13 protein-coding genes are annotated in these 16,799 nt (G+C 69.7%); 2 read left to right on the top strand and 11 right to left on the bottom strand.

Annotated features, from left to right (window positions below; translation table 11 throughout):
• Window positions 1-2 precede the first annotated feature (2 nt).
• From rnr to glnA, 5 genes are all read right to left on the bottom strand, one after another.
• The gene (gene rnr / locus ACPCJR_RS21350) at window positions 3-2,405 is read right to left on the bottom strand and encodes a ribonuclease R (protein ID WP_391514858.1); all 2,403 of its coding nucleotides are present in this window, start codon (window positions 2,403-2,405) and stop codon (window positions 3-5) included.
• Between the two features lie 156 nt (window positions 2,406-2,561).
• The gene (locus tag ACPCJR_RS21345; protein ID WP_391514856.1) at window positions 2,562-2,900 is read right to left on the bottom strand and encodes a hypothetical protein; all 339 of its coding nucleotides are present in this window, start codon (window positions 2,898-2,900) and stop codon (window positions 2,562-2,564) included.
• 62 nt (window positions 2,901-2,962) lie between these two features.
• Entirely contained in the window at window positions 2,963-3,541 is a 579-nt protein-coding gene (locus ACPCJR_RS21340) for an NADPH-dependent FMN reductase (protein WP_391514854.1), read from the bottom strand.
• A gap of 71 nt (window positions 3,542-3,612) precedes the next feature.
• Window positions 3,613-5,547 carry a putative bifunctional diguanylate cyclase/phosphodiesterase gene (locus tag ACPCJR_RS21335; protein WP_391514852.1) on the bottom strand — a complete coding sequence of 645 codons (1,935 nt, stop codon included), beginning with the start codon at window positions 5,545-5,547 and terminating at the stop codon, window positions 3,613-3,615.
• Window positions 5,548-5,891: 344 nt separating this feature from the next.
• A complete protein-coding gene (gene glnA, locus ACPCJR_RS21330; protein ID WP_110351312.1) occupies window positions 5,892-7,301 on the bottom strand; it encodes a type I glutamate--ammonia ligase in 1,410 nt (469 codons plus the stop codon).
• Window positions 7,302-7,990: 689 nt separating this feature from the next.
• Between glnA and ACPCJR_RS21325 the strand changes: the two genes are divergently transcribed.
• Entirely contained in the window at window positions 7,991-9,037 is a 1,047-nt protein-coding gene (locus tag ACPCJR_RS21325; protein WP_391514851.1) for a glutamine synthetase beta-grasp domain-containing protein, read from the top strand.
• 274 nt (window positions 9,038-9,311) lie between these two features.
• Here ACPCJR_RS21325 and ACPCJR_RS21320 read toward each other — a convergent pair whose 3' ends face one another.
• Together ACPCJR_RS21320 and ACPCJR_RS21315 are read right to left on the bottom strand one after the other, a co-directional pair.
• On the bottom strand, window positions 9,312-10,241 hold the full coding sequence (locus tag ACPCJR_RS21320; RefSeq protein WP_391514849.1) for a glutaminase: 930 nt from the start codon (window positions 10,239-10,241) through the stop codon (window positions 9,312-9,314).
• A 112-nt stretch (window positions 10,242-10,353) separates the two neighbouring features.
• Complete coding sequence (locus ACPCJR_RS21315) at window positions 10,354-10,692, bottom strand: P-II family nitrogen regulator (protein ID WP_009866062.1); 339 nt, start codon at window positions 10,690-10,692, stop codon at window positions 10,354-10,356.
• Between the two features lie 183 nt (window positions 10,693-10,875).
• On the opposite strand from ACPCJR_RS21315, the gene ACPCJR_RS21310 reads away from it, so the two are divergent.
• Window positions 10,876-12,429 (top strand): NAD(P)H-hydrate dehydratase, encoded by a 1,554-nt coding sequence (locus tag ACPCJR_RS21310; protein WP_391514847.1) that lies wholly within the window; start codon window positions 10,876-10,878, stop codon window positions 12,427-12,429.
• On the opposite strand, the gene ACPCJR_RS21305 is transcribed toward ACPCJR_RS21310, so the two are convergent.
• The 4 genes from ACPCJR_RS21305 to fba form a co-directional block, all read right to left on the bottom strand.
• Window positions 12,393-13,796, bottom strand: coding sequence for an amino acid permease (locus ACPCJR_RS21305; RefSeq protein WP_391514846.1), 1,404 nt, complete (start codon window positions 13,794-13,796; stop codon window positions 12,393-12,395). The two genes, ACPCJR_RS21310 and ACPCJR_RS21305, sit on opposite strands and share 37 nt — an antisense overlap.
• A gap of 181 nt (window positions 13,797-13,977) precedes the next feature.
• Window positions 13,978-15,048, bottom strand: a complete 1,071-nt coding sequence (locus tag ACPCJR_RS21300) for a sel1 repeat family protein (protein ID WP_391514844.1) — start codon at window positions 15,046-15,048, stop codon at window positions 13,978-13,980.
• Window positions 15,045-15,713, bottom strand: coding sequence for a thiamine phosphate synthase (locus ACPCJR_RS21295; protein ID WP_391514843.1), 669 nt, complete (start codon window positions 15,711-15,713; stop codon window positions 15,045-15,047). The genes ACPCJR_RS21300 and ACPCJR_RS21295 overlap by 4 nt, the downstream gene beginning before the upstream one ends.
• Before the next feature lie 15 nt (window positions 15,714-15,728).
• The gene (fba, locus tag ACPCJR_RS21290; RefSeq protein WP_391514842.1) at window positions 15,729-16,796 is read right to left on the bottom strand and encodes a class II fructose-bisphosphate aldolase; all 1,068 of its coding nucleotides are present in this window, start codon (window positions 16,794-16,796) and stop codon (window positions 15,729-15,731) included.
• Window positions 16,797-16,799: the final 3 nt, after the last annotated feature.

The raw sequence follows: 16,799 nt of genomic DNA, 5'->3' as shown, positions 1-16,799 counted from the left end.
GCTCAGCGGCGCGAGCCGCGATGGCGCCGCGACCCGTCGCCCTCGGGTGCGGGCGGCGTGCCGGGCCGCGCCTTGCCGGAGGATTCTTTGCCGGAGGATGCCTTGCCCGCGAAAGCCTTGCCTACGGAGGCCTTGCCCTTACGCGCCTTCGCCTTGGCGGCGACCGCGGCCTTGCTCGGCCTCGTCTTGGTGCCGGTCCGCTTGGCGCCCGAACGGCTGCGCCCCTCCGACAGAATCTCGAAGCGCAGGGCGCCGGCGGTCGCCGCCGCCTCCACGAGGCGCACCTCGACCGTGTCGCCGAGGCGGTAGGTCTCGCCGCTGCGGTCGCCGACGAGGGCGTGCAGGGCCTCGTCGTGGCGGAAATACTCGGCGCCGATGGTGGAGACCGGCACGAAGCCGTCCGCGCCGGTCTCGGCGAGCTTCACGAACAGCCCGGAGCGCGTCACCCCGGAGATGCGGCCCGAGAAGGTGGCGCCCACCCGGTCGGCGAGGTAGCCGGCGATGAGCCGGTCGATGGTCTCGCGCTCGGCTGCCATCGCCCGGCGCTCGGCCGCCGAGATCTGCTCGGAAACGGCATCGAGCATGCCCGGCGTGGTGTCGCCGGGCAGGCCGTCCTTGCCCAATCCGCAGGCACGCACGAGGGCGCGGTGGACGATGAGGTCGGCGTAGCGGCGGATCGGCGAGGTGAAGTGGGCGTAGCGGCGCAGGTTCAGGCCGAAATGGCCCAGATTCTGTGCAGCGTAGACCGCCTGTGCCTGCGAACGCAGCACGACCTCGTTGATGAAGGGCGCGTGCTCGCTCTCGGCCACCTGGGCGAGAATGCGGTTGAACAGGTCCGGCCGGAGCGCCCCGGCCTTGGTCATCTTGATGCCGACCGAGGCGAGCACCTCCCCGAGCGCCCGCATCTTCTCCAGCGCCGGCTCGTCGTGGACCCGGTAGATCAGGGGGGAGCCCGCCTTCTCCAGGGTCTCGGCCGCGGCCACGTTGGCCTGGATCATGAACTCCTCGATCAGCCGGTGCGCCTCCAGGCGCTCCGGCACGATCACCCGGTCGACGCCGCCCTCGGCGTTGAGCAGCACCTTGCGCTCCGGCAGGTCGAGGGCCAGCGGCCCGCGATCGTCGCGGGCCCGCTTCATCGCGGCGTAGGCCGCGTAGAGCGGGCGGAGCGCACGCTCCAGGATCGGCCCGGTGGTCTCGTCGGGGTGACCGTCGATGGCCGCCTGCGCCTGGGCGTAGGCGAGCTTGGCGTGGGAGCGCATCAGGATGCGGTGGAAGCTGTGGCCGCGCTTCACCCCGTCGGCGCCGATGGTCATGCGCACGGCCAGCGCCGGCCGGTCCTCGCCCTGGCGCAGGGAGCAGAGGTCGTTCGAGATGCGCTCGGGCAGCATCGGCACCACCCGGTCGGGGAAGTAGACCGAATTGCCCCGCAGCATGGCCTCGCGGTCGAGGGCCGAGCCCGGCCGGATATAGGCCGCCACGTCGGCGATCGCGACGGTGACGACGAAGCCGCCCTCGTTGGCCGGATCGGGATCGGCCTCGGCCATCACCGCATCGTCATGGTCCTTGGCGTCCGGCGGGTCGATCGTGACCAGCGGCGCCTCGCGCCAATCCTCGCGACCGCGCTTGGTCGCCCGCTTGGCCTCGTCGGCCTCCGCCAGCACGTCCTTGGGGAAGACGTGGGGGATGTTGTGGATGTGCAGGGCGATCAGACTGACCGCCTTCTCCGAGCCGAGCGAGCCGAGGCGCTCGGTCACCCGGCCGCGGGGCAGGCCGAAGCGGGTCTCGCGCTCCACCGCGACGCTGACGAGATCCCCGTCGCGGGCCTCCCCCTCCTCGCCGGCAGGGATCGCGATCTCACGCCCCTGCGACTTCTTCTCCACCGGCAGGATGCGCCCGCCGTCGCGGCCGGCGCGATAGACGCCGATCACCTCCGCGCGGTTCTTGCCGATCACCTTGACGACGCGGCCGGTATAGCGGCCCGGCGCCTCCGGGTCCGGCGCGACGCGGATCAGGGCCCGATCGCCGAGGCCGGGGGCCGGTCGGTTGCCCTTGCGCCCGCCGCGAGGCAGCTCCACGACGATCCTGGGCGCCTCGCCCTCCCCGTCCCACTGGGCCGGACGGGCCACGAGGTCGCCGTCCCGGTCCCGAGAGGAAATGTCGGCGAGCACGACGGGGGGCAGGCTGCCGCCCTTGCGCAAACCGCCCCGGCCGCGATCCAGCGCCCCCTCCTCCTCGATCTGCTTCAGGATCGCCTTGAGCCCGATCTTGTCGGCGCCCTTCAGGCCGAAGGCCTTGGCGATCTCGCGCTTGCCGACCGTTCCGGGCGTGTCGGCGATGAAGGCGAGGATCTGCTCGCGGGTGGGAAGAACGGGCGGACCCGCTTGCGGATTGATGCGTCTGGCCAAGGGCAGGGCTCGCCGCGCCGGTCCGAACGGGTCCGGCGCGCAGGATTCTTCGATGCGGGAGAGACCGTTGACGATCCCGGCGTCCCTCGAAGATGGGCTCTTGCCCCCGCCGCGACAACGCCGCCGCGTTCCCCGTGAACAGGTTCGACGATCCGGTCAGCCCGTTGAGGCGGATTTGCGGATCGTCTCGACCGCCGCGTCCACGTCGAAATCGGCTCGCACCAGTTCGGCGAGGCTGAAGGGCGCGGCCCGCGGCAGGGTCAGGTTCACCCGCCCCTCCTCCGGTTGGAGCTCGGGCGCCTCGGCGGCACGGACCGCCAGGGTCCAGGCTCCGTCGATCCGCACCGTGTCCGGTCCCGGCGGATCGGCCGCGAGGGAGGCGAGCCGCGCGGCCGCCGCCTCGCGGAAGCCGAGGCTGCGGCGGTCATCCGAGACCAGGGCCGCCTTGATCAGCTCCGCCAGGGCTTCGCCGACTCGCTCCACGCTCGCGTTCATTCGCCGTCCCTCCGCATCCGCTCAGCCCTTGCGATGGGCAAACGGAATGCCAAGAGCAGGGTTCAGTACGGCGTGCCGCCCGCGCGCTGCGCCTTGAGCGCCTCGGCGTACCAACTGAGTTCGTCGAGGAACTTCTTGGCGGCGCGGCCGAGCCAATCCTCGGCGGGCTCGCCCGCCTCGCTCAGCGCCTTCTGGACGCGCGGGATCGGCAGCAGCGAGGGGATGCTCGGCGTGCCGAGTTCGGCCAGCATCGCCCGCAGCTGCATCGCCGCGCGCACCCCGCCGTACTGCCCGGCCGAGTAGCAGACGATGCCGGACGGCCGCCAGAAATACTCCTCCAGGAAGTGGTCGAGGGTGTTGGAAAGCGCGGGCGGGATGGAGTGGTTGTACTCGGCCGAGACCACCACGAAGGCATCCGCCCGGCGGTAGAGCGCCGCCAGCCGCTCCAGCGGCTCGGGCGCCTCGCCCTTCGGGTATTCCTTGTACATCCGGTCGAGCAGCGGAAGCTGCAGCTCGGCCGGATCGACCAGCGGCGCCGCGTGGCCGCGGGCTTCGAGCTGCGCCACGAGGAAGCGGGCGGCGCGGATGCCGGCGCGGTCGGCACGCACGGATCCGAGGATGACGGGAACGGTCAGGGACATGGTTCGGCTCGCGGCTCGGAGAGGGGCCGCGCAGACTATCCGAGGGATCCCGCCCCGTCGCCGTTCCGCGATCAGGCCGCGACGGGATGGACCTCCGCATTCGCTCCGATCGCGGCCTGCGACGCGGCCTCGAAAGCCGCGATCTCGGCCGCCGGCATCGGCTTGTGAAACAGGTAGCCCTGCATCGAGCGGCAGCCGACCGAGTGCAGGAGCTGCATCTGCTCGCGCGTCTCCACCCCTTCCACGACGCAGTCGAGGGCGAGGTGGCGGCACAGATCCAGGATCGAGCGGACGATGTTCAGGGCGGTCGCATCCTCCGCACACTGGGTGACGAAGCTCCGGTCGATCTTCAGCCGATCGACCGGCAGCCGGTGCAGGTAGCTCAGGCTGGAATAGCCCGTCCCGAAATCGTCGAGGGCGATGCGCACCCCGAGCGCCTTGAGGGAGATCAGCACCCGGCGGGCATCGCCCAGATCACGCATGAGGCCGCTCTCGGTCACCTCGAAGACGATCCGGCTCGGATCAACGCCGCTCTCCACGACGAGGGCGATGAGCTGATCGACCGTCTCGGGCGCGGCGAGGTCGTGGGCCGAGAGGTTGAACGAGAGCCGACGGTCAGCCGGCCAGTCCCGCATCGTGTCGAGGGCCTGCCCGAGCATGGCTCGGGTCAGGTCGCGGATGAAGCCGCTGCGCTCGGCCACCAGGATGAAGTCGGCCGGGGAGACGGAACCCAGGGTCGGGCTGTTCCATCGCGCCAGCGCCTCGTAGGCCTCGACGCGCCCACTCGCCGCATCCACGATCGGCTGGTAGTGCAGGTGGAACTCGGTGGCGAGATCGGCCCGCCGCAGGGCCTGCTCGACGGCGGCCTGACGGCGCAGCTGCGCCTCGTGCCGGGGCGCGAAGCACACGGCCGTGCCGCGGCAGCGGACCTTGGCGCGGTAGAGCGCGAAATCCGCCCGCTCCATCAGGCTGTCGGCGCTCAGGGCGGCTTCGGGGAAGCGCGCGAAGCCGATCGAGGCGCCGATCTGCGCGTGCCCCTCCCGGATGAGGTAGGGCTCGCGCAGCAGGGCGCAGAGCTGCCGGCCCAGGGCGTCGAGATCGGCATCCGCCTCGACGATGAGGCCGAACTCGTCGCCGCCGAGGCGGGCCACCCAGCCCAGGCCCGCCCGCTCCAGGCGCCGGGCCACCTCCCGCAGCACCGCGTCGCCGGCGCCATGGCCCAGGCTGTCGTTGACCGGCTTGAAGCCGTCGAGATCGATCACGCCGAGGCCGAAGCACCCGCCCTGCGCCTGGGCTCGTTCGGCGGTCGCCTCCAGCCGCGCCACGAAGGAGCGGCGGTTGGGTAGGCCCGTCAGCGCGTCGGTATGGGCGAGCCGGCCGTTCTCCGCGGTCAGGGCGACGAGCCGGCGGAAGTCGCCGTAGGCGAACTTCTGCATCATCGTCATGCCGATCAGAACGAACACGTAGTTGATGATGGTCACCTGCAGGAGCGGCGCACCGTAGACGAGGAAGTAGAGGCTGAAAGGGATGGCGATCGTCGTGAGGAGGCGGGCGGCGGTGCGCAGATGCATGAGGCACTGCACGCAGACCATCATGGTGACGGTGAGAAAGAACAGCCCGTGCATGTTCTCGGCGAGGCCGCCATAGGCCATCAGCGTCGCCGCCCAGATCGAGAGGCCGATCCCGAGCAGCAGGGTCCAGAGGTTGATGGCCTGCAGACGGGCGAAGGTTTCCGGCCCCTGGGACGGTTGCCGAACGGCGCGTATCCAGGCCAGCGAACGCAGCGCGACGATCGCGATCAGCAGCACGGGCGGCCCGAGGATCAGCCCCGCGGGCGCGAGCCCGTGATGCGTATAGGCCAGCGTGACCACGTTCAGACCGAGGATCGCGTAGAGGATCAGGATCTGCCGTGCGAGCGCCTGGAACTGCGCTGCCGCCAGAACGGGATCGTTCTCCTGCACGACGTAGAAGGCGCGGAGGCGGCGGAGGAGCCGCGGAATCAACATGGCCGCCTCGTCGTCGGACCTCTGATCCGAGGCATAGAAACTAACAAATCCTAATAAATCGACACGTCGGACCCGGCGAAACGAGCGTTCGGACGCGCGACGTGCCTCCAAACTGAATTGTGACGGATGATCCCGTGCTGTCCGAACGAACCGGGATCGGGATGATCGAGAAAGGCCGTTTCGAGCGAGGCTCGATAGCCGCGTCGCGAAGCCGGCGAGCGAACATTCGGAGGGGGCGGCCCCGGGGTCCGCCACAGGCCGGCACATGAAAAGCGCCGCAGCCCTGGGGGCTACGGCGCTCGATGGTCTCTCGAAGGAGGCCCGCGGCGGCTGCCGCGAGCGGATTACAGCGAGTAGTAGTTCACGAACTCGATCGGGTGCGGGGTCATCTCGTAGCGCAGCACCTCGGTCATCTTCAGCTCGATGAACGAGTCGATCTGGTCGTCCGAGAACACGCCGCCGGCCTTGAGGAAGGCGCGGTCCTTGTCGAGGTTCTGCAGGGCCTCACGAAGCGAGCCGCAGACGGTGGGGATCTTCTTCAGCTCCCGCGGGGGCAGGTCGTAGAGATCCTTGTCCATGGCCGGGCCCGGATCGATCTTGTTGATGATGCCGTCCAGGCCCGCCATCAGCAACGCCGAGAAGGCGAGGTAGGGGTTGGCCATCGGATCGGGGAAGCGGACCTCGACGCGCTTGGCCTTCGGGTTCGTCGTCCACGGGATACGGCAGGAGGCCGAGCGGTTGCGGGCCGAGTAGGCGAGCAGCACCGGGGCCTCGTAGCCCGGCACCAGACGCTTGTAAGAGTTGGTGGACGGGTTGGTGAAGGCGTTGAGCGCCTTGGCGTGCTTGATGATGCCGCCGATGTACCAGAGGCATTCCTGGCTGAGGTCGGCATACTTGTCGCCGGCGAAGAGCGGCTTGCCGTCCTTCCAGATCGACTGGTGCACGTGCATGCCCGAGCCGTTGTCGCCGTAGACGGGCTTGGGCATGAAGGTGGCGGACTTGCCGTAGCTCTGCGCCACGTTGTGGATGCAGTACTTGTAGATCTGCATGTGGTCGGCGAGCAGGGTCAGCGTGTCGAACTTCATGCCGAGCTCGTGCTGGGCCGAGGCCACCTCGTGGTGGTGCTTCTCGACCTTCACGCCCATGGACTGCATCGCGGCCAGCATCTCGCCGCGCATGTCCTGGGCCGAATCCTGCGGCGGGACGGGGAAGTAGCCGCCCTTGGTCTGCACCCGGTGGCCGAGGTTGCCGCCCTCGTAATCGGTGAAGCCGTTGGTCGGCAGCTCGGTCGAGTCGAGCTGGAAGCCGGTATGGTAGGGGTCGGCGCCGAACTTCACGTCGTCGAACACGAAGAACTCGGCCTCGGGGCCGACATAGATCGTGTCGCCGATGCCGGTGGAGCGCAGATAGGCCTCGGCGAGCTTGGCGGTCGAGCGCGGATCGCGGGCGTAGGGCTCGCCGGTCGAGGGCTCCAGCACGTCGCAGACGATCGACATGGTGGAGGCGGAGAAGAACGGGTCCATGCAGGCCGTGACCGGGTCCGGCATCAGCAGCATGTCGGACTCGTTGATCGCCTTCCAGCCGGCGATCGACGAGCCGTCGAACATGGTGCCGTCCTGGAACATCTCTTCGTCGATCAGGGAGACGTCGAAGGTCACGTGCTGCCACTTGCCGCGCGGGTCGGTGAAGCGGAAGTCGACGTACTTGACGTCATTGTCCTTGATGGCCCTCAGCACATCGGCGGCCGTATTCATGCTGTACGTCTCCTCGGGAAAATCTGACGTCGGGACGGCGGATGGTGTCCCGGTCTCGGGGCGGTCTCCCGGCCGGTCGATCGGTGCGACGCGGCCGGCCCGACGGATCGCGGAATGCCTCGCGCGGGATGCGCAGGCCTCGAACGCGCGCGCCGCGGCTGCGGCGCCGCGTGCTCACGGTCCTCCCGAGAGCCGGGAGGTCTCCGTCCGGACGCTGCGGCGCAGGGGGAATTCCGTGAGAGACACGTAGCGAGACACTTGGCTCCTGATCCGGGCACCGTCCCCTCTCGCGCCTCCGGCCGGTCTCGCCGGCCGGCGCGGACGATATCGTTCGCGCTGCGCAGTTGCCACCCACCAAAAGGCAAAAAATCCGCGCAGCGGCGGTGCTTTCGAGAGCTTTCGTCCCCGTCTCGCCCGGCCGGCGCGGTCGACTTTGCCGCAGGAGCAACCGGCGAAGCGCCGCCTTACTTGGCACATGAAATGCTAGGTGGCTGACCGTAGCGTCCGCCCGCACAGCGGACGCTCGGGGGTCGGGCAGGCGCCCTGCTTCATCGGTGGATCGGCGCCAGACGCGGCAGGGAAAGCCTGCCGGAGGCGTGAGGGTTCCGCCGGGAATGCAGGCTCGCAACGGCGCCGGTTCCGCAAAGGTTTCGTCAGGACACGGATCCTCAAGGTACGAGAGACTGGGAATGACCAAGTTTAAGCTCGAGTACATCTGGCTCGACGGTTACACGCCGACTCCGAACCTGCGTGGCAAGACGCAGGTGAAGGAATACGACAACTTCCCGACCTTCGAGCAGCTCCCGCTCTGGGGCTTCGACGGCAGCTCCACCCTGCAGGCCGAGGGCTCCTCCTCCGACTGCGTGCTGAAGCCCGTGCGCCACTTCCCCGACCCGGCCCGCACCAACGGCGTGCTCGTGCTGTGCGAAGTGATGATGCCGGACGGAAAGACCCCGCACCCGTCGAACAAGCGCGCCACCGTCCTCGACGATGCCGGCGCCTGGTTCGGCTTCGAGCAGGAATATTTCCTCTACAAGAACGGCCGCCCGCTCGGCTTCCCCGAGACCGGCTACCCCGCCCCGCAGGGCCCCTACTATTGCGGCGTCGGCGCCTCGAATGCCGGCCCGATCGCGCGCAAGATCGTCGAGGAGCACCTCGACCTGTGTCTGGCCGCCGGGATCAACCACGAGGGCATCAACGCCGAGGTGGCCAAGGGCCAGTGGGAATTCCAGATCTTCGGCAAGGGCTCCAAGCGGGCCGCCGACGAGATGTGGATGGCCCGCTACCTGCTCCAGCGCCTGTGCGAGGCCTACGAGATCGACATCGAGTACCATTGCAAGCCGCTCGGCGACACCGACTGGAACGGCTCGGGCATGCACTGCAACTTCTCGACGACGTTCATGCGCGAGACCGGCGGCAAGGACTACTTCGAGGCCATGATGGCGGCCTTCGAGCGCAACCTCGACGACCACATCGCCGTCTACGGCCCCGACAACCACATGCGCCTGACCGGCAAGCATGAGACGGCGCCGTGGAACAAGTTCTCCTACGGCGTGGCCGACCGCGGCGCCTCGGTGCGCGTGCCCCACTCCTTCGTCAACAACGGCTACAAGGGCTACCTTGAGGACCGCCGCCCGAACTCCATGGGCGACCCCTACCAGATCGCCTCGCAGGTTCTGAAGACGATCTCCGAGGTGCCGCTTCCGAACGAAGCTGCCGAGCGGGCCGTCGCGTAGGACTTTCGAGGCCGAACAGCGTGATTTGAGACAGGCCGCTCCCGCCGCGAGGTGGGGGCGGCTTTTTATGCGATTGGCTCCCTCTCATCGTGAGACACAAGGCGTCGTCCTCGAAGGACGCTCCAGGGAGCGCAGACGCAGGGGTCGCAGACGTTTGTGAAAACCTCCGCCGCCGTCGCGAGCGAATGCGAAGCGATCCAAGAGGGCGACCGCTCCGGAGGATGCGGAGCACTGGATTGCTTCGACTCCGCTTCCCAATGACGCGGAAAGAGTCCTACGCCCCGAAGATCGACCAGCCCGTGCGTTTCACCAGCATCTCCAGGGCGATACGCCCGAGATGGGAATTGCCGGCAGCATCCAGCCCCGGCGACCAGACGCAGATCGAGGCCTTTCCGGGCGCGACCGCCAGGATGCCGCCGCCGACACCGCTCTTGCCCGGCAGGCCGACCCGGTAGGCGAAGTCGCCCGAACCGTCGTAATGGCCGCAGGTGAGCATGATGGCGTTGATGCGCCGCGCCCGCTCGGCCGAGATCACCGAATGCCCGGCGAGCGGGTGGTGGCCGGAATAGGCCAGGAACAGCCCGGCCGTGGCGAGCTGCCGGCAGGTCATCGCGATGGCGCAGTGGTGGAAATAGACGCCCAGCGTGTAATCGACCGGATTCTCGATCACATCGAACGAGCGCATGTAGTTGGCGAGCGCCGCGTTGCGAAAACCCGTGCGCTTCTCCGAGGCCGCCACGCGATCGTCGATGGTGATGCCGTCGTCCTGCGCCAGAAACTGCATGAAGCGCAGGATCTCGCCGATCGCTTCCCGCGGCTGGTGGCTCGACAGGATCACGTCGGTCACCGCGATGGCGCCCGCGTTGATGAAGGGATTGCGCGGGATGCCGTTCTCCCGCTCCAACTGGACGATGGAGTTGAACGGGCTGCCCGAGGGCTCGCGGCCGACCCGGCGCCAGAGACGGTCACCGACCATGCCGAGCGCCAGCGTGAGGGTGAAGACCTTGGAAATGCTCTGGATTGAGAAGGGGATATCGGCATCGCCCCCGGCGGCGACGCGGCCCTCGCCATCGATCACCACGAGGCCGAAGCCCTGCGGATCGATGCGCGCCAGCTCCGGGATGTAGCGCGCCACCGCGCCGCGATCGGGCCGGACCCGCATCTCCTCGGCGATGTCCTTCACGATGGTGTCGAGATCGGGCACGGCGTCGCTCGGCTACGGCGCTCTTTCAGTCATGAGCGCGGATGCTGCCGGCCCTACACGAAGCGGGCCAGAACAGCGCGTCCCTGCCTCTGTGTCCGCGGATGCGGCCGGATCAGATCGCGTCCGAGCCGGTCTCGCCCGTACGGATGCGGATGGCTTCCTCGATCGTCGAGACGAAGATCTTGCCGTCGCCGATCCGGCCGGTCTGGGCCGATTTGCGGATCGCCTCCACGGCGCCCTCCACCAAAGCGTCCGAGAGCACGATCTCCAGCTTCACCTTGGGAAGAAAGTCCACGACGTACTCGGCGCCGCGATACAGCTCGGTATGGCCCTTCTGCCGGCCGAAGCCCTTCGCCTCGATCACGGTGATGCCCTGAAGGCCGACCTCTTGGAGCGCCTCCTTCACCTCGTCGAGCTTGAACGGCTTGATGATCGCCTCGATCTTCTTCATCCGGAAAAGCCCGTTCCGCGTGCGTCTCTTACCTCCATTTATCTACCATCGCCGCGGCGTGACCGCCACGCCGTTTTGGAAGGAGCCTTCGGTAAGCTGCACGTGGAATATGCAAACAAAGCAGAATTTCTAGGCAATTTCGTCGCAATCGATGAAATTTCAGGCAGAGGATGGGCCGGTTGCATGCATGAGCGGGTGAAATCCCCTGGAAGCGCGGATCGGCTGCTCACCGTTGAGGCGATGCGTCGGGTCGATGCGGCGGCGATCGCGGCCGGCACGTCCGGGCTGACGCTGATGGAGGCGGCGGGCGCCGCCGTCGCCGCGCGGGCGCGGACCCATCTGCCGGCCAACGGCCGTGTCCTGGTTCTGTGCGGACCGGGCAACAACGGCGGGGACGGCTTCGTCGCCGCCCGTCTGCTGGCCGAGGGCGGCTACTGGGTCGATCTACGCCTGCTGGGCGAGCGCGCCGCCCTCAAGGGCGACGCAGCGCTCGCCGCCGCGGCCTGGACCGGCCCGGTCGGCGCAGCCGAGGCCGAACTCGGCGAGACCGACCTCATCATCGACGCGCTGTTCGGCGCCGGCCTGTGCCGCGATCTGGACGGTCTCGGGCGCGCCCTCGTGGAGGCGGTCAACCGGGCGGGCTGCTTCGTGCTCGCGGTGGACGTGCCGAGCGGCGTCGACGGCGATACCGGCGCTGTGCGCGGAGCCGCGATCGAAGCGACGGAGACGGTGACCTTCGTCGCCCTCAAGCCGGGCCACCTGCTGGAGCCGGGCCGGAGCCGATGCGGCGCGCTCCACGTCGCCGAGATCGGCACCGGCGAGGCCGCCTTCTCCGCCGGCATCGCCGGGGAAGCGGCGGCGCTCTACCGCAACGGGCCCGGCCTGTGGACGCTGCCGCGGCTCACCGCCGCCAGCCACAAATACACCCGCGGCCACGCCCTGGTGCTCTCCGGCCCCGCCTACCGGACCGGCGCGGCGCGCCTTGCCGCCCGCGGAGCCCTGCGGATCGGCGCCGGGCTCGTGACGATGGCTTCGCCGGCCTCGGCTCTGCCGGAGAACGCCGCCCACCTCACCGCGATCATGCTGCGCCCCTGCGAGAGCGCCGACGATCTCGACGACATGCTGGCCGACGAGCGGCTGAACGCGCTGCTGCTCGGGCCCGGCCTCGGCACCGGTCCGGCGACCTGCGACCTCGTCGGGGTGGCGGCCGGGGCCGGCCGCGCGCTCGTGCTCGACGCCGATGCGCTGACGAGCTTCCGCAGCGAGGTCCGCACGCTGGCCCGACAGATCCGCGACGGCGAGGCGCGCGCCGTGCTCACGCCGCACGAGGGCGAGTTCGCGCGGCTGTTCTCGGGCACCGAGGCCGTGGCGGACGGGCTCGCGAAGCACGAGCGCGCAGCGCGGGCGGCGGCGATCGCCGGTGCGGTCGTGGTGCTCAAGGGCGCGGACACGGTGATCGCGGCCCCCGACGGGCGGCTCGCCATCAACGACCACGGCTCGCCTCATCTCGGCACGGCGGGCTCCGGCGACGTGCTGGCCGGCCTGATCGCCGGGCTGCTCGCGCAGGGGATGGCGCCGTTCGAGGCGGCCTGCGCCGCCGTCTGGCTGCACGGGGATGCAGGCCTGCGCTTCGGCCCCGGCCTGATCTCCGAGGATCTGCCCGAGCTGATCCCGGCGGTGCTGCGCGATCTCGCGATCGATCAACCGGGCGCGACCACCGCGCGCTTGCGGCCGTAGGTTAGGTAGAACACCAGGCCGATGGCGTTCCAGATCAGGAACCAGAGCTGAGTCGAGGCGGGCAGACTGTAGAACAGGTAGCCGCATCCGAGCAGCGTGACCGTGCCGACCAGCCAGGGGGCCGGCGCGCGGAAGGTGCGGGGAGCGTCCGGGGCGCGGCGGCGCATGACCAGCAGGCAGGCGGCGACTGCCATGAAGGCCGCCAGCGTCCCCGCATTGGCGAGCGCGGCGAGCTGCCCCAGCGGGATAAAGCCGGCCAGTACGACCACGAGGGCGGCGGTGAACAGCGTGATCCGGACCGGGCTGCCGGCCGACGACACCGCCGCCAGACCGCGGGGCAGCATGCCGTCCCGGGCCATGGTGAAGAAGATGCGGCTCTGGCCATAGAAGAAGGCCAGGATGACGGTCGGCAGCGCGATGACGGCCGAGACCGCGAGATACTGCGCCACCAGCGGCCGGCCGAGTTCGCGCAGGATGAGGGCCAGCGGCTCCGGGCTGTCGGAGAAGCGCGTATAGGCCACGGCGCCGACCGCCGCGACCGCCACGGCGACGTAGATCAGGACGCAGGTGGCCATCGAGCCGACGATGCCGATCGTCAGGTCGCGGCCGGGGTTGCGCGTTTCCTCCGCGGCGGTGGCGATGGCGTCGAAGCCGTAGAAGGCGAAGAAGATGATGGCCGCCGCCGCCATGACGCCCCGCTCGACCCCGTCGGCCTGCACGCTCTTGGGGAAGCCGAAGGGGCTGAACGGGGTGAGGTGGGCCGGGTCGAAGGCCGGCAGGGCGAAGGCCACGAACACGATCAGCGCCGCGATCTTCACCAGCACCAGCACGGCGTTCACCGTGGCGCTCTCCCGCGTGCCGCGCAGCAGAAGGGCGGCGACGGCCACGATGATGCCGATCGCCGGAAGATTGACGATCCCGCCGGCCTCCGGCCCCTGCATCAGCGCCATGGGAAGGCCGAGGGCGCTCGCCAACAGGGGCGCCGCGTAGCCGGACCAGCCCACCGCGACCGCGCTGACGACCAGGGAATATTCGAGGATCAGGCTCCAGCCGACGATCCAGGCGAAGACCTCGCCGAGCACGACGTAGCTGTAGGTGTAGGCGCTGCCCGAGACCGGGATCATCGTCGCCATCTCGGCATAGGCGAGCGCGGCGCAGGCGCAGATCGCTCCGGCAATGGCGAAGGACAGGATCACCGCCGGCCCTGCCTTTCCGGCTCCGACGCCGATCAGCGTGAGGATGCCGGTTCCGACGATCGCACCGACGCCCAGCGCCACGAGGTGCGGCCAGCCGAGCGTCCGGGCAAGGCGGCGCTCTCCGTCGGGCTCCTGCTGCAGGGTCTTGCGACGGAGAAGGCTGGCGGTCATTCGGGCTCCTGTCCACGACTTCTACGGGAAGGCGCGGAGCGGCGACAGTCACATGGTCGCGCGGGCCGGGACCGCCGTCCCTAGACCATCGTGCCGGATATCGTATCCGGCACGATGGTCTCGCCTCTTGTTTCGCATCGTCTTTTTCCGAAAGCCGGCGGCCACCTTTCGGGACGATGCTCTAGGGTTGGAGCTTTGCCCGCTCGGCCGCCAGGGCCTCGGCGCGCTTGCGCTCCTCCGCATTGAGGCCGGCGGTCGCCTGATCGAGCGTTTCGTCGGAGCGCCCCTGCGCCGCGGCGGCGAGGTTCCAGCCCGCGGCCTCGACGAGGTTCTTCGGCACGCCGCGGCCGGCAGCGTAGAGCCGGGCGATGCGGTTCTGGGCGATGGCGTTGCCGCGCTGGGCCGCGTGGAGGAAGTAGCGGGCGGCGCGCGCCTCGTCCTTGGTGACGCCGTCGCCGTTGAACAGCCGGATGGCGAACTCGACCTCGGCGCCGAGATCGCCGTTGTCGGCGGCGCGGCGGAACCACTGCGCGGCCTGGACCGTGTCCTTGGTCACGCCCCTGCCCTGGAGATAGAGCACGCCCAGCGCATATTGCGCGGCCGAGATCTCGGCATCCGCCGCCTTGCGGAAGTTGGCGACGGCGGCGGTGAGATCCTCCGGCCGGTCGCTGCCGATCTGGATCAGGGCGAGGTTGTAGCTGGCGCTGGGCTCGCCCTTGCGCGCCGCCTGTTCGAGCCAGCTGCGCCCGGCCTTCGGGTCCTTCGGCTGGCCGCGCCCGTCCATCGCCATCAGTCCGAGCGAGGCCATGGCGTGGGCGTCGTTCTGCGCCGCAGCGAGCCGGTACCATTCCAGCGCTCGCTTCGGGTCCTGCTTCACCCCGAGGCCCTGGTTGTACAACTCGCCCAGCAGCGTCATCGCCGCGGCGTCCTTGGGGTTGGCCTCGATGCGCTTGGTCGCCTCGCGGAAGGCGGTGACGTAGCGCCCGCGCTGGTAGGCGCCGTAGGCCGCATCCGCGTTCGGGTTCGCGCTCGGCGGCTGCGCGCCCGTGGCATTCGGCGTATAGGGCGAGGGCAGTTCGCGCTTGAGGCCGCCGGCATCCGCCTTGGGCGGAGCGACCTGCGCCGGGGGCTCGCGCGTCGTGGGCGCCTTCGGCGCGGCAAGCAGACCGGGCGCGCCGACCAGCAGGAGCGCGCACGCGCTCAGCGCGGTAAGGCGCAAACGCGTCGGAGCCGTCGGTCGGTCTACGATCATCGCACCGTGTCGAGCTGCGCCTGCGCCGTCCGCACGCCCTCGGGATCGCCGAGCCAGAGGGCGCTCTCCAGGGCGACGAACTCCGCGCCCGTCGCGGCCAGGGCAGCCACCTCGCCGGCGGCGGCGGCCACGGCGATGCAGGGCGTCTCGAAGATCTCCGCCCACCACGCGGCGCGCTCGCGCACCTCGTCGGCGTCGGGCGCGACCCCGTCGGGAAAGAGGCCGCCGAACATCAGGTAATCGACCCCGGTCTCGCCCGCGACCATCGCCGCATCCCGCGAGCCGAGCACGCCCCCGGTCCCGAGGATGCGCCCGTCGCGCAGGCGCCCGCGCAGGTCGCGCAGAGCCGTCTCATCCGCCCGGTCGAGATGGACGCCGTCCGCTCCACCGCGGGCCGCGACCGAGACGATATCGCCGGCAAAGCCGGGGATGGACACGAGCACCGCCGCACCACCCGCCTGGGCCGGGGGCGCCAGTTGCTTGACGAGGTTGATCAGGCTGCGCTCGTCACCCGCCGCGAGCCGCAGGATCACCGCCGCCACGTCCCCCGCCCCGCAAGCCGCCTCGAGCGCGCGGGCGGTGGCCTCGGCCTCTGACGCGCCGAGACCGTAGGGGGTGAGGAGGGCAAGGCGGGGCGCGGGCCCCGCCGTCTCGGTCTCGGCCATGGGTTCGCTTTCGCCTCAGGCGTCGATGCGCGGATCGAGCGAGCCGCTGGCGTAGCGCTTGGCCATCTCCGCCACCGAGATCGGACGGATCTTGGTGCCCTGGCCGGCGGTGCCGAACTCCTCGAAGCGCTGCTTGCAGAGCTTGGTCATCGCCTCCATGGCGGGCTTCAGGTACTTGCGCGGGTCGAACTCCTCCGGGGTCTCGGTGAGCACCCGGCGGATCTGACCGGTCATCGCCATGCGGTTGTCGGTGTCGATGTTGATCTTGCGCACGCCGTGCTTGATGCCGCGCTGGATCTCCTCGACCGGCACGCCCCAGGTCGGCTTCATCTGACCACCGAACTTGTTGATGATGTCCTGCAGTTCCTGCGGCACCGAGGAAGAGCCGTGCATGACGAGGTGGGTCGTCGGCAGGCGGCGGTGGATCTCCTCGATCACGTTCATCGCGAGCACGTCGCCGTCGGGCTGGCGGGTGAACTTGTAGGCGCCGTGGCTGGTGCCCATGGCCACGGCCAGCGCGTCGACCTTGGTCTCGCGCACGAACTTCACCGCCTCTTCCGGGTCGGTGAGGAGCTGGTCGTGGGAGAGTTCGCCCTCGGCGCCGTGCCCGTCCTCGGCCTCGCCGGTGCCGCTCTCCAGCGAGCCGAGCACGCCGAGCTCGCCCTCGACCGAGACGCCGGCCCAGTGGGCCATCTTGGTGACGTTGCGGGTGATCTCGACGTTGTAGGCGTAGTCCGCCGGGGTCTTGCCGTCGGCCTTGAGCGAGCCGTCCATCATGACGGAGGTGAAGCCGTACTGGATCGCGGTGGCGCAGGTGGCTTCGTTGTTGCCGTGGTCGAGATGCATGCAGACGGGGATGTGCGGGTAGATCTCGACGAGGCCGTCGATGAGCTTGGCCAGCACGATGTCGTTGGCGTAGGCGCGCGCGCCGCGGCTGGCCTGGAGGATCACGGGGGAATCGGTGGCATCCGCCGCCGCCATGATGGCGAGCCCCTGCTCCATGTTGTTCAGGTTGAACGCGGGCACGCCGTAGCCGTACTCGGCGGCGTGATCGAGAAGCTGCCGAAGGGTGATGCGTGCCATGGA

The sequence above is a fragment of the Methylobacterium sp. NPDC097929 genome (genome assembly GCF_049543375.1).
GTDB lineage: Bacteria > Pseudomonadota > Alphaproteobacteria > Rhizobiales > Beijerinckiaceae > Methylobacterium.
The sequence above is the reverse complement of the archived record's forward strand: the minus strand, read 5'-3'. Positions and strand labels throughout refer to the sequence as shown.

What these genes read in the sequence shown, in the direction of transcription:
- ACPCJR_RS21300 (WP_391514844.1), bottom strand. Translation starts at nt 15,048, where the DNA reads ATGATCGTAGACCGACCGACGGCTCCGACGCGTTTGCGCCTTACCGCG.
- ACPCJR_RS21295 (WP_391514843.1), bottom strand. Translation starts at nt 15,713, where the DNA reads ATGGCCGAGACCGAGACGGCGGGGCCCGCGCCCCGCCTTGCCCTCCTC.
- ACPCJR_RS21305 (WP_391514846.1), bottom strand. Translation starts at nt 13,796, where the DNA reads ATGACCGCCAGCCTTCTCCGTCGCAAGACCCTGCAGCAGGAGCCCGAC.
- ACPCJR_RS21325 (WP_391514851.1), top strand. Translation starts at nt 7,991, where the DNA reads ATGACCAAGTTTAAGCTCGAGTACATCTGGCTCGACGGTTACACGCCG.
- glnA (WP_110351312.1), bottom strand. Translation starts at nt 7,301, where the DNA reads ATGAATACGGCCGCCGATGTGCTGAGGGCCATCAAGGACAATGACGTC.
- ACPCJR_RS21340 (WP_391514854.1), bottom strand. Translation starts at nt 3,541, where the DNA reads ATGTCCCTGACCGTTCCCGTCATCCTCGGATCCGTGCGTGCCGACCGC.
- ACPCJR_RS21345 (WP_391514856.1), bottom strand. Translation starts at nt 2,900, where the DNA reads ATGAACGCGAGCGTGGAGCGAGTCGGCGAAGCCCTGGCGGAGCTGATC.
- ACPCJR_RS21335 (WP_391514852.1), bottom strand. Translation starts at nt 5,547, where the DNA reads ATGTTGATTCCGCGGCTCCTCCGCCGCCTCCGCGCCTTCTACGTCGTG.
- ACPCJR_RS21310 (WP_391514847.1), top strand. Translation starts at nt 10,876, where the DNA reads ATGCATGAGCGGGTGAAATCCCCTGGAAGCGCGGATCGGCTGCTCACC.
- fba (WP_391514842.1), bottom strand. Translation starts at nt 16,796, where the DNA reads ATGGCACGCATCACCCTTCGGCAGCTTCTCGATCACGCCGCCGAGTAC.
- ACPCJR_RS21315 (WP_009866062.1), bottom strand. Translation starts at nt 10,692, where the DNA reads ATGAAGAAGATCGAGGCGATCATCAAGCCGTTCAAGCTCGACGAGGTG.